The organism is Paenibacillus sp. FSL R7-0273, from assembly GCF_000758625.1.
In the GTDB taxonomy this organism is placed as follows: Bacteria; Bacillota; Bacilli; order Paenibacillales; family Paenibacillaceae; genus Paenibacillus_AQ.
On the sequence record NZ_CP009283.1, the window covers coordinates 5,861,897 to 5,875,199 of the forward strand.

Annotated in this window: 11 protein-coding genes; all 11 read right to left on the reverse strand. The window is 49.2% G+C overall.

Translation table 11 applies throughout. From position 1 onward, the window contains the following. Positions 1–2: 2 nt before the first annotated feature. Positions 3–665: a hypothetical protein gene (locus R70723_RS32355; RefSeq protein ID WP_052421466.1), complete on the reverse strand. Its 663-nt coding sequence runs from the start codon at positions 663–665 to the stop codon at positions 3–5. A 24-nt stretch (positions 666–689) separates the two neighbouring features. Then, a complete protein-coding gene (locus R70723_RS25190; RefSeq protein WP_039876528.1) occupies positions 690–2,522 on the reverse strand; it encodes a polysaccharide biosynthesis protein in 1,833 nt (610 codons plus the stop codon). A gap of 43 nt (positions 2,523–2,565) precedes the next feature. Then, positions 2,566–3,252, reverse strand: a complete 687-nt coding sequence (locus tag R70723_RS25195; protein WP_039876532.1) for a CpsD/CapB family tyrosine-protein kinase — start codon at positions 3,250–3,252, stop codon at positions 2,566–2,568. Next, entirely contained in the window at positions 3,233–4,012 is a 780-nt protein-coding gene (locus R70723_RS25200) for a YveK family protein (RefSeq protein ID WP_039876533.1), read from the reverse strand. The genes R70723_RS25195 and R70723_RS25200 overlap by 20 nt, the downstream gene beginning before the upstream one ends. 107 nt (positions 4,013–4,119) lie before the next feature. Next, positions 4,120–6,120, reverse strand: a complete 2,001-nt coding sequence (locus tag R70723_RS25205; RefSeq protein ID WP_039876536.1) for an S-layer homology domain-containing protein — start codon at positions 6,118–6,120, stop codon at positions 4,120–4,122. 139 nt (positions 6,121–6,259) lie between these two features. Next, positions 6,260–7,042, reverse strand: coding sequence for a tyrosine-protein phosphatase (locus R70723_RS25210; RefSeq protein ID WP_039876540.1), 783 nt, complete (start codon positions 7,040–7,042; stop codon positions 6,260–6,262). 108 nt (positions 7,043–7,150) lie between these two features. After that, entirely contained in the window at positions 7,151–7,738 is a 588-nt protein-coding gene (locus tag R70723_RS25215; protein WP_039879257.1) for a hypothetical protein, read from the reverse strand. A gap of 10 nt (positions 7,739–7,748) precedes the next feature. Beyond that, positions 7,749–8,396 (reverse strand): ribosome biogenesis GTP-binding protein YihA/YsxC, encoded by a 648-nt coding sequence (yihA, locus tag R70723_RS25220; protein ID WP_039876542.1) that lies wholly within the window; start codon positions 8,394–8,396, stop codon positions 7,749–7,751. 14 nt (positions 8,397–8,410) lie between these two features. Beyond that, positions 8,411–10,774, reverse strand: a complete 2,364-nt coding sequence (gene lon / locus R70723_RS25225; RefSeq protein ID WP_047171228.1) for an endopeptidase La — start codon at positions 10,772–10,774, stop codon at positions 8,411–8,413. Between the two features lie 182 nt (positions 10,775–10,956). Further along, positions 10,957–11,112, reverse strand: a complete 156-nt coding sequence (locus tag R70723_RS33585; RefSeq protein ID WP_156123845.1) for a hypothetical protein — start codon at positions 11,110–11,112, stop codon at positions 10,957–10,959. A gap of 417 nt (positions 11,113–11,529) precedes the next feature. After that, positions 11,530–13,236, reverse strand: coding sequence for an ATP-dependent protease LonB (gene lonB, locus R70723_RS25230; RefSeq protein WP_039876544.1), 1,707 nt, complete (start codon positions 13,234–13,236; stop codon positions 11,530–11,532). Positions 13,237–13,303 lie beyond the last annotated feature (67 nt).

Genomic DNA, 13,303 nt, shown 5'->3' on the forward strand with positions numbered 1-13,303 from the left:
AACTACTCACCACCTTGTTCTGTTGTTTTCTTACTTCCACTTACCTCATTGTAGGTTTTCCCCTGGCTAACACCATACTTTTTTGCGATTCCTATCAGTTCATTGTACTGTTCTTCAGATACTTTACCAAGAATAATACTGCGCGCTTCCCGTTTCTCTTCATTAGTTAAGCCACCTTTGGCTAGCTCTTGAAGTCTCTTAATATCCGAAACACTTAATTGCTGTGCCACTATAGAAGCCACGTTAGCTTTATCCTTAATAGAGACATCATCCTGAACTTCTTTCGCTTTGTCCGTTGAAATGTGAGCAATCCCATCCACAGCTTCAGGTGTTGGTGCTGGGGTAGAAGCAGGCTTAGGAGTACTAGCAGTTGCTTCTGAACCCTGATTACTAGTATTGTTGGACGACGGCGACTCTGTCTTAGCAGGAGATGCACTTAGTGTTGGCGCTGTTGATGGTGATGAAGCAGTATCATCCCCCTCTGCAACCACAGGCTCAACAACCTCGCCCTGTGCTACATTGTCAGCAGTATCTTCTACCTCGAACCCGCCTGCCATAGAATTCATCAGCCTGTCTACCGCATAATTCGCGGCGAACAGTCCGCCAACTCCCAGCACCACAATTACCGACAACGTCCAAATCAATACTTTCTTCCATTTCTTCACTTCAAGTACCTCCACATACAATAGTTAGCTAATTGCCACCTGGGCTACCGGCTGCATTGGCACAATCTGATTAATCACTTCACGGATCGCTTCTGGCTCTTCAGACAAGACGCGTTCCAACCTCTTAAATTCCAGCTCCAGCTGATTCTGACTGATGACATTTGGTTTACCTATAAAGATACGGTCATGCTGGGTCGAGCCCAGATTCTCTTCAGCGGTCAGCAGTTCTTCATACAGCTTCTCGCCTTCGCGAATACCTGAGAAGACGATGTCGATATCTTTGTAAGGCTCATAGCCAGACAAGGTAATTAAATCTTCTGCAAGGGTTAGGATCTTAACCGGTTCCCCCATATCAAGCACGAACACTTCGCCGCCTTTGGCGAAAGCACCGGATTGAATAACCAATTGTACGGCTTCCGGAATGGTCATGAAATAACGAATCATTTCTGGATGTGTAACCGTCACAGGGCCGCCAGCGGCAATCTGCTGCTTAAAGGCAGGAATAACACTGCCACGACTTCCGAGTACGTTACCAAAGCGGACAGCCGAAAATTTGGTGCTGCTTGTAGTATTTAGACTTTGTACATACATTTCTGCAATCCGTTTCGTCGCTCCCATAACACTTGTAGGGTTAACAGCCTTATCAGAAGAAATCATTACAAATCGTTCTGCTCCGTACTTTTCAGAACAATCGGCTACATTGCGTGTACCAAACACATTATTCTTAATAGCCTCAGAGGGATTACGCTCCATCAGTGGCACGTGCTTATGCGCTGCCGCGTGAAAGACTACATGCGGTCTGTGGCTTTCAAAGACCTCCATCATCCGGGTGCGATCCTGCACATCAGCAATTACAGTGACAATATTCAACTCAGGAAAGCTCTTTCGGAGTTCCATTTCAATTGTGTAGATACTGTTCTCTCCATGCCCTAGTATTAGCAGCTTGTCAGGTGAGTAAGGAGAAATCTGCCGGCACAACTCAGAACCTATTGATCCTCCTGCTCCAGTAACCAGAACCGTCTTATTGTGTACATAACCAAGGATACTGTTCATATCTTCAACAATCGGTTCGCGTCCAAGTAAATCTTCCACACTGACATCCCGCAGCTTCTTCACAGATACCTTACCGGTGATCAAGTCACTGAGCGCAGGTATAATCTTCAGCTTCACACCAGTAGCCTTGGATAGGCTAACAATCTCAGATATAACACTGCGTGAAACCGAAGGCATCGCTATAATAATTTCATGAATCTCCCGTTCCTTCACGATTCTAGGAATATCATACCGGTTGCCCAGAACGGGCACTCCAAGAATTTTCAAGTGAAGCTTATCAGCATTGTCGTCCACGAAGCCTATTAAGCGTGTATTGGCAAAGGATACACCCGTCAGTTCTCTGGCAATCAATATACCACAGTCCCCGGCTCCAACAATTAAAGTGTGAATCTCAGTTTCTGTATTATTAAATTTCCCCCTGCGAACAACTCTCCAGAAAAGGCGTACACCACCTACTAATAATAGAATAGTCTCTACAGATCGGATCTCTATGCTGAACGGAACCCGTGACGGAAGCATAACAAAAGCTACTGCGTATGAGATTACCGCCCCTACTACAATAGCTTTCATGACCGATACGATCTCGCCGATACTGGCATATTGCCATAGTCTTCGGTACAGTCCGAAGTAAATCAGACTCCCCCCAAAGGATAGGGTGCAGATTAAGCCATAAAACAGCATTTGCACAACATATTCTTGTGGAATATCGCTATAGAAACGGAACAGGTACGATGTCACAATGCTGAACCATATAATAGCAAGATCTATTAGGAACAACATGAACACTCTAGTTTTCGCTGTCATTTTTAGTGCCTCCAAAAATAACAATTTGATCTATAGAACAATGTCAATTTCCATAGTAGTAATAATAGTAGCCTTCGCTGGCTTTACGTTTGACATTATTCAGCACTACTCCAAGCATCTTCGCACCGACTCTATCCAGGTTCGCCTTAGCCTTGGCGGCAATATCCCGCTTCACTTTACCGTAGCTGACAACCATAATGACACCGTCACTCTTCGAGGCGACAATCTGTGCATCTGTAACTGCCAGCAAGGGAGGTGTATCAAACATAATGACATCAAATTGCTGACGCAGCTCCTGCAGGACCATACTCATCCGGTTAGAAGCCATCATTTCAGCAGGGTTAGGAGGAATTGGTCCTGAAGTCATAATAAATAAATTAGGAACACCAGATTCCTGAATGACTTCATTTAGATTAGATTGTTGAGACAGTAATGAAGACAGACCATGACGGTTACTAAGTGAGAAGGTCTTATGTGCAGTCGGCTTTCTCATGTCACCATCAATTAGCAGCACCTTCTTATCAGCCTGAGCATATGCCGCAGCAAGGTTAGCTGTTACAGTGGACTTTCCTTCTTCTGGACCTGATGAAGTAACCATAATAATCTGAATGCGTTCATCGATTGAAGAGAAGTCAATATTCGTGCGCAGTGCCCGGAAGGCTTCCGATACCGGAGAGCGCGGATTGGTCACGGTAATCAAGTGGCGTTGTTTATTTGGCTGCTGTGACATGTTCGAGTTCGCCCGCCTTTCTGGAAAGCTTCTGTACCTGTGTTTCTGTTCCTCTTGTTTCTTCCTGGCCGAGTCTGGTAATCATTGCAATTGTCGGCAACCCCAAGTATTTCTCGATATCCTCTTCCGTCTTCAATGTATCATCCAGATACTCCAGCAGGAAGGCAATACCCAGACCGATCATTAACGATACGATAAAAGCAATGGCCAGGTTCATCACGACATTAGGTTCAACCGGTCCCGGCTCAACAGGCGGATTAAGCTTAGCCTCATTCAGAATCGATACGTTCTGTACATTGAACAAGGAAGGGATCTCCTGTTTGAACACAAGTGAAATGGCATTTACGAGTTCTGCTGCTCTCTGGTATGAATTATCTCGAACGACAAGTGTCATCACCTGCGTATTATTGACTGAGCTCACATTAACCTTCTTAAGCAACTCTTCGGCGTTAGTATTAAACTCCGGGTAGTTATTGGACACAACATCCAGAATGGCGGGGGTCTTAATAATTTCCTTGTACGTGTTAATCATTTGGATATTGGTATTAATCTGGTTCAGGTCCAGCTCCGATCCTGCGGTCTGTACTTGCTGTGTCTGATTAACGATAATCTTGGTTGATGCTTCATACACCGGTTTCTTAATATAAAGGCTGTAAATCCCGGCTAGAAGACATACAACGACCACAATACTGACAATCATCCACAGTCTCTTCTTAACAATCTGAAAATAATCGCGAAGATCCAATTCTTGTGCTGACAAGTGAATTTCCCTCCAAGCGGTTTCTATAATGATATAATCTGTGCTAAAAAAGTGCCCCCTCTCAAACTGACGAGAGGAGGCTCTCCACTTGCTTCTTTACATACTTCTTACTTGAAGTTAATAGTACGGTAGATAATAACGGCAGCTTCTGCACGAGTAGCAGTGTCGTTAGGGTTGAACTTACCGGCATTACCAATTACCAGGTTATTGCTGGCTGCAAATGCCACGCCATCTTTCAGGGAAGCGCTGATCTTAGCAGCATCCGAGAACTTGCTCAGTGCGGAAGCGTCTGTAACAGCAGCAGGGTTAATGGATTTAACTGCACGGGAGATCATTGTAGCCATCTCAGCACGGGTAATAGTTGCATTTGGATCAAAGGTCGAAGCGTTACGTCCAGTGATAATACCCTTCTCAGCTGCTACTGCAACATAAGGAGCGTACCATGCTGTGGAAGCCACATCACTGAAGCTTTCAGTTGCAGTGCTGTTCTCAAGGTTCAGCGCACGGATCAGCATCTTGGAGAATTCAGCGCGGGTTACATTGCTCTTAGGAGCAAATTTACCGGAGCCGATACCTTCGATTGCGCCCTTAGCAGCTACAACCTGAATCTGTCTGCCAGCCCAAGCCTGTACATTAGCAATATCGTTGAAGCTAACTTTGTTCTCAACTACTGCATAAGAAGAGAATGTATCACGCGGTTCAACGATGTGCTCACCGTCTACAACACCACCCTGGTATTGAAGGGCTCCGTATACAACCTTCGCTACAGACAACAGTTCTTTATCAAGGCCTGTTGTGTTAACCAGTGGAAGCTTGATAGTCACAGGTTGTTTGAAGACTGTTGTTGCTACGCCGCCTACTGTCATGTCGAAAGAGTAGACCTTGGAAGCCAGCTTTTGGCTTGTCAGCGAGGTTACTGTAGAATCAGCTTCATTGGTAACTGTCAGTGTCACAGCATCGCTGAACTGGGCTACCGGAATAGTAACTGTCAGACCATTAAACGTAATTGCGATATTGGCAATACCTTTAGCCTTAGCAGCTTCGATAATCGCTTTAGACAGCGGAACTTCAACAACAGTTGCGTTCACAGTTCCAAGATTCAATGTAAGTGTCAAGCCGGTTTTTCCAGGGTTTGCTGCCAGCAGAGCATCAAAAGCTTTCAGCACGTCAGCGTCAACCAGCTTCAGTGTTGCTTTACCGTTAACCACACTTACCAGAGCAGATACATCATAAATCCCTGGGGTTGCAGTAGGATTAGTAACTACACCAGTTCCCGGATTAGTTGTTCCTGGGTTAGTTCCCGGATCAGTTGGCTGTAGATAAGCATTATAGTAGGCGTGAGCCAGCACAAGTGCAGCTGCCTTAGCTTTTGCAGGTGAGATAGATTGCTCCAGGTTAGTTTTAACTTCGCTGAAGTCAGCCTTAGTAACATTGAAATCATTCAGTCCATACACTACATCCTTAACTGTTGAACTGCCAACCTTTACGCCGTATACAGCTGTTTCGACTTGCTTAAACAGCTCACTGCTCGGATCAAGCAGCGCTGCTGCAATTACAGCCTCGCCCTTACCCTTCAGAACTGGAATAAGAGTCTGCTCAACACCAGCTGATCCGAAGAGTGTGTTGTACAGATCATCTACGGTAAGGCTAGGTACACCAATGTTAGTTGCTACCTTTTTCAGCAGGTTTTTGTAGGCCTGGTAGTTCGGAGACTGCTGAATATCAGTCACTGCCGAGAAATCAGTTGTGAAATAAGAATTAACCAGTTCACTGTAAAGTTCGTAGAAAAGTGCTTTATCCGCGCTGTCCAGGAAAGTCAGCTTGTCCACTACAGGTGAGAAGTCTGCTGCCAGCTGCGCTTGGGACAGACCTTGCAGTTCTGTACGGAAATCACGTAAAATCGCTTTCTCATCAGCAGTCAGCGATGCGTAAAGCACGCTTGCACGGGTCTTCAGTGTGTCAATAATTGTAGTGCCAGTCGCAGCAGATGCTACGCTCACGCCAAGGTGCTTAGCCAGTCCTTCGCTGCTGAATGGAAACCCTGCAACGGATGCTGCCGCCATGCTTACTGCTAGAGTTGATACTGCCAGTTTCTTCTTCAAACTCACTTGTCATCCACCTCTTCTTATGTAGTAATAACTCTTATACTGCGGTAATGCCAGAAAAGTTTCGCCCTAACTCATACTAATCTGATAAATTGTAACAATAACCCAGTAAAAACCATTCTACCATTATTCAAAGGATAGGTCACCCTTTACGAGAAAAAAATCCGAACATTCTATGAAGCTTCTTGCCTGAATTGCTATAATTAGCTCGAATTAACTCCTCATTGTCGATGATTCTCTGCGAATTTTGGCGGAAATTGTCGTAAGCCACAGGACCCAGTTCCTTCTCAATAATCTTGTAAGCCTCGCTCAATCCAAACGGACGATGACTGTTATCGTGTGCATCCGATGCGATCACATGAACGGCGTTCCGCCGGCACAGATCAACAGACAGCCTCTGCAGCTTACTGCCAAAGGTTCCGGCCAGACTCTGGGCAGTTACCTGACCCACCGCTCCCAGCTCTATTAATCTCTCAAGCTTGGCAGGATTACTGGCAACCTCAGCATTACGCTCCGGGTGGGCGATAACCGGCACATAACCCTGAATCACCAGCTCGTGGCACGTCTCCTCCATGGTGCGGGGCACACGTGAAGAAGGCATTTCCAGCAGAATATACCGCGTATTAGCCAGCGTAAGGAGTTCACCCTGCTCCAGATCATTCAACAGATCCCCGTAGACACGGATCTCCTGACCGGGAAGCGCAAGCAGCGGAAGTCCAGCCTGCCGGATTCTATCATTCAGCAGCTCCACCGCTTGTCCAATAGTCTGGGCGGGATTCATATACACTCCATTCGCATGGTGTGGTGTTGCAACAACCGTGGAAATACCGTCCTGTACAGCATCCTGTGCCATGGCGAGGGCCGCTTCCCAGTCGGCAGCTCCGTCATCCATAAAAGGCAAAATGTGGCTATGAATATCTATCATATACTTTTTATCGGTCCTTTTCCAGTTGTATTGTATAGTTTTATCAAAAAAATACAACCATTTCACTAGGAAATGATTGCTAGTTATGTGATCTTATTGTATTGTAGCCTAAGCTTCCAGATAAAACAAAGTTTCGGCTATTGAGGCAAGCTCATTATCAATATCGTTAATTTCTTCTGCAGAACGCAATGAGTTGCGAATATCGAGTAACCCGTCGGCTTTACAGCGCAGCACAGCAATTTCCCGCTCCACTGCTTCCGACTTATATACGGCCACTATCTCTGACAGAGAGTGCTTGTGCTGGTAGATTAGCTTACTGCCCGAAGCCGTCAGCTCTGAAATCCGGCGTACAGAGCCGTGTTCATAGTAATAGACCATAGTAAACCCTTGATAAATTCTATTAATAGTCCCCGAGCCTTTATAGGTAATGAACAGCTTGCGGATAGCATTGTTAAGATGCGGATTGACCACACGGCAGGATAACGTACACCAGTAAATCCCGCGTTTGTTCGCTACCGTGAAGCGTACTTCCTCTCCACCGGTCTCCTCAAGAACAATTACCTGCTCACCGCCGCCGACCACCTTAACCCGGTGGCTGATATAGCAGGTGTCGGCAGTAAGCAGAAATTGGTTCATCTGAAATTCTGTCATCTGCAGAGTCGCATTTACATATTCTGTAGCCAATCGCTGAGCCATAACCATCCCTCTATTCTTGTGATAGCTCCTCCTGTTCAACTGCTTCTTCTTCTGGCTGCTGATCTGCTTCATTAACTCTGCTGTAATCCTCAATAAGTGCCCATAGCTCATCACGGCCAAGCCCCAGCTCCGATGAGAATGGAATAAAGTTATCCCCCGGCAACACGCCGAGCTCCTGCTTCATGATCTTGATGTGCTTCGGCCAGCGTGTCTTGGGAATTTTGTCTGCCTTGGTTGCTACCACGCAGAGCGGCAGGTCGTAATGCTTGAGCCAGTCAAACATCATTTTATCGTTGCCTGTCGGCGGATGACGCAGATCTACAACAAGCAGGATAAGCTTCAGTGTCTCACGCTCTTCCATGTATTTCTCAACCATTTTGCCCCATGAGGCCCGCTGGGTCTTGGATACCTTCGCATAACCGTAACCCGGGAAATCGACAAAATACATATCCTGATTAACCCGGTAATAGTTCATATGCTGGGTCTTACCCGGTGTAGAACTGGTACGCGCAAGATTCTTGCGGTTGATCATCCGGTTGATAAGGGAAGACTTACCGACGTTGGAGCGCCCTGCCAGAGCAATCTCCGGCAAGGCGTCCATCGGGTACTGATCAGGGCCTACGGCGCTGATGATAAATTCGGCGTTATTAACTTTCAAATAGAACTTCCTTTCTAATGCACACTACTCGGCGCTTTACTGCTAATGGCTCCCTGCCCGTCTACCAGCGCATGCTGGAGCACCTGATCCATATGGGATACCGGGATGAACTCCACATCGTTGCGTACGCTCTCCGGAATATCCTTGAGGTCGCGTTCGTTATCCTTCGGCAGCAGAATTTTCTTGTAACCGGCCCGGTGGGCGGCAAGTGACTTCTCTTTGAGTCCGCCAATCGGCAGAACACGTCCGCGGAGGGTAATCTCTCCCGTCATCGCTACATCCTTAGAGACATAACGCTTAGTAAGTGCAGAGATCAGCGCGGTGGCAAGGGTAATCCCGGCAGACGGACCGTCCTTCGGTATCGCACCTTCAGGGATATGAATGTGAATGTCATTCTTCTCATGAAAGTCGGGTGCCAGTCCCAGTTCCTCTGCTTTGGAACGGGTATAGCTGAAGGCAGCCTGCGCCGATTCCTTCATGACATCTCCCAGCTTACCGGTCAGCGTCAGCTTCCCGGTACCCTGAACAACCGTCACTTCAATCAGCAGCGTATCGCCGCCGACCTCGGTCCATGCCAGCCCGGTTACGGTACCAATCTGGTCCTCCAGCTCCGCCATTCCATAACGGTACTTGGATTCACCCAAATAATCTTTGACCTCAGCAGGCAGGATAGTGACCTGCTCCTTCTCGCTGGAGACAATCTGCTTCGCAGCCTTACGGCAAAGCGCTGCGATCTGCTGCTCAAGATTACGCACTCCGGATTCCCGGGTGTATTCGCGGACAATTTTAAGAAGCGTGTCGTCTTCAATAATAAGCTGTCCTTCATCTAGCCCATGATTCTTACGCTGCTTCGGCAGCAGGTAGCGGCTGGCAATCTGCAGCTTCTCAAGCTCCGTATAACCGGGAATATAGAGCATCTCCATCCGGTCGAGCAGCGGACGCGGAATGTTGTGTACAGCGTTGGCTGTAGTCACGAACATAACGTTCGACAGATCGAACGGCAGCTCCACAAAGTGGTCGCTGAACGTATTGTTTTGTTCCGGATCGAGTACTTCAAGCAGAGCGGCAGATGGATCACCACGGAAGTCTGAAGCCATCTTGTCGATTTCGTCGAGCAGGAAGACCGGATTGATGCTTCCCGCCGTCTTCATCCCCTGGATAATCCGGCCCGGCATTGCGCCGACATAAGTGCGGCGGTGACCGCGGATTTCAGCTTCATCACGTACCCCGCCCAGCGAGATGCGGACGAATTTGCGGTTCAGGGAACGGGCGATGGAACGGGCCAGTGAGGTTTTACCGACACCTGGAGGCCCTACCAGACAGAGAATCGGACCCTTCAGCTGTTTGACCAGCTTCTGTACCGCCAAGTATTCCAGGACGCGTTCCTTCGGCTTCTCAAGGCCGTAGTGATCGGCGTCGAGCACCTGCTCCGCTTTTTGAATATCCAGATCATCTTCCGTCTCTTCACTCCACGGGAGTCCAAGCAGCCAGTCGACATAATTGCGGATTACGCTGCCTTCGGCCGAGCTTGCCGGCATTTTCTCCAGACGGTCGATTTCCTTCTCAATCTTCTCCTGTACCCGCTCCGGCAGATTCTTTTCCTGCATTTGCGAGCGCAGCTCTTCGGCTTCACCGGCCCGGCCTTCCTTCTCACCCAGCTCCTTCTGGATCGCCTTCATCTGCTCACGCAGGTAATACTCCTTCTGGGTCTTCTCCATCTGCTTCTTCACGCGCTGGTTGATCTTACGCTCAAGCTCCAGCACTTCACGCTCATTGTTGAGAATGTCGAGCAGCTTCTCCAGACGTTTGCTGACATCGATGGTCTCCAGAATCTCCTGCTTATCCTTGATCTTTAGCGCCAGGTGGCTTGTAATCACATCGGCCAGACGCCCCGGCTCCTCAATATCCGATACGGCTGCCAGCGTCTCTGGAGTAACCTTCTTTGACAGCGTAATGTAATGCTCGAATTGGCTGAGTACCGTACGCATCAAGGCGTCGCTCTCCTGATCGACATCCTCCTGCTCCGGCAGCTCACGCGCCATAACCTCGTAATACTCCTCATTGTCTGTATAATGAATAATCTCGGCCCGTTCCACTCCCTCCACCAGCACACGGATCGTGCCGTTCGGAAGCTTCAGCATCTGCCGCACATTGGCGACCGTGCCGACCCGAAAAATATCTTCTTGTCCAGGCTCCTCAATATTCACTTCCGACTGGGAGCAGAGGAGAATCAGGTTATCTTCAACCATAGCTTTTTCCAGTGCACGAACGGACTTCTCGCGCCCTACGTCAAGGTGCAGAACCATGCTAGGGTACACAAGAAGACCTCTAAGCGGCAATAAAGGAAAACGACGACCTTTTGATTTGTTTGGCATCATCGCTTTCGCACCTCCCATGGTTCTCAAGTTATGTCATATACATCATTTTAACAAAAGCAGGTTGAAAACACCAACTGACTAAGCATAAAGCAGACGTTAATATTCAATCGCAGGACAATTCATATGTATTATCCGTGTTTCCTCAGAAGAATATGTCAGGGCAGCGTAAATAAAAAGACGCCTCACGGCGTCCGGCTCAATCTATAGGATCTGTATGAATGCTCGCGGGCTTTCAACAGCAGCTCTTCTCTCTTCGCAGGGACGAGGCAATCGGCATAAAGAGTTTCATAATACCCGGCCAGAAAATCGTTCCACTTGCGTCTCCATTCGTGTAGCATGAGAATCCCCCTTTGCTGAATTGTTTGTATGGATTATTACCCATATGTATGAGGGATTAAGCGAAAATAGTACAGCCAGCACAAAAAGCCGGAGAACATTCCTCCGGCTTTTGAAACAGCTTGTCTTGCAGTATGTACTTCATATGATATGTATATCTGGCACTATTATTATCCGAGAATATTCGCTTTTACCGGCAACAGGAATGATAGAAGAAGTAACAAGATAATCAGAACAGTAACAATATGCTTTCTATGTAACGGCTTGTTTCGCATTGCGTACTCCTAATCTACTCATTAATTTTACATCACCTTAATATAATACCAGCAAATTACCAAATATGTATGTAAAATTTGTTACTTTAACAAGCACAAGAGGCTGCCCTCCACAAAGGCAGCCTCTTTATACTGTTCTTCACCCTAAGCCTGCGACCCCTCACCCGCAGCATCCGCCTTCAGCAGAGAAGGCGAGGAGAACGTCTCCCCCGACACCGCCGGCAGGCGGATGTCGGCGGTACCCGCACCGAACAGGCTGCGGAACACCTCGTCCACGGTATCGACAGGGATGACCTGGAGCGGAGCGACATCGGCGAACAGGGACTGCCAGTTGTCCTTGGGGATGAAGACGGTGGTCGCGCCGGCCTGGAAGGCGGCTTCGACCTTGGCGATGACGCCGCCGACCGGCTTCACGCGGCCGTGGATGCCGATCTCGCCGGTGATGGCAACGGTGTTGTCCACCGGCAGCTGGCGGATGGCCGAGACGATGGCGACGGCCATGGCCACACCGGCGGACGGGCCGTCGATCGGCGTCCCGCCGGGGAAGTTCACGTGCAGGTCGAAGCGGTCCGGCTCCAGGTTCATCATGCGCAGCACGGTGAGCACGTTCTCGACAGAGCCCTTGGCCATGCTCTTGCGGCGGATGGTCCGTGAGCCGCCGCCAATCTCTTCTTCATCGACTACTCCGGTAATGTTGAGCCTGCCCTGGCCGTTCTTCGCCGGTGCGGCGGAGACTTCGATCTCAAGCAGCGTGCCCATGCCCGGCCCGTAGACGGCGAGCCCGTTGACGAGCCCGATCTGCGGCGAGGATGGGATTTTACGTTCGGTGCGCAGCGGCAGCTGGCTGCTTCCTGCCACCCACTCCACCTCCGCGGCACTTAGTGTATCCCGCTGCTCGGTGAGCGCAAGCCCTGCGGCCAGCTGGATCATGTTGACTGCTTCTCGGCCATTCGTCGCATACTGCTGGACTACAGCCACTGCTTCCGGACTAGGCTTCAGGCCGATTTTCTGAATCGCATCCCTGGCAATAACCTCAATCTCTTCCGGCAGCAGCGGACGGAAATAGATCTCCATGCAGCGCGAACGCAGTGCCGGTGAGATCTCGTCCGGCGAGCGGGTGGTGGCTCCAACCAGCCGGAAATCGGCGGGCAGGCCATTTTGAAAAATATCATGGATATAAGCAGGCGTATTGCTGTCCTCGGAGTTATAATACGCGCTCTCCAGCAGCACCTTGCGGTCCTCCAGCACCTTAAGCAGCTTGTTCATCTGAATCGGGTGCAGCTCGCCGATCTCATCGAGGAACAGGATGCCCCCGTGCGCCTTCGTCACCGCACCCGGCTTCGGCTGCGGCACACCGGCGATCCCCATCGCCCCGGCCCCCTGATAGATCGGGTCATGTACAGAGCCGATCAGCGGATCGGCAATCCCCCGCTCATCGAAACGCGCCGTAGTCGCATCAATCTCCGTGAACTTTGCATCATTCTTAAAAGGCGACAGCGGATTCCGCTTCGCTTCCTCCATCACCACACGGGCAGCTGCCGTCTTGCCGACTCCCGGAGGCCCGTAGATAATGACATGCTGAGGGTTGGCACTGCACAGCGCCGCTTTGAGCGCACGCAGCCCGTCCTTCTGTCCGACGATATCTCCAATAGTGGCAGGACGTGTTTTTTCCGAGAGCGGCTTGGTCAGAGAGATCATCCGCATTTTGCGCAGCTTGTCCAGCTCCTTGCGTGACTCCCGGTCCACCGCAGTCTTATTCGTCTTTTGTCCACGCAGCAGATTCCAAAAATAAATGCCGATAACCAGCGCGAAAAAGAGCTGCACGATCATCAGCAGTATACTGAGTTGCATAGGTCATCCTCCTGTTTCATTCATTCTATCTGTTCGGCTCTTTTGGCTACTACTTGGTAGTATAGCC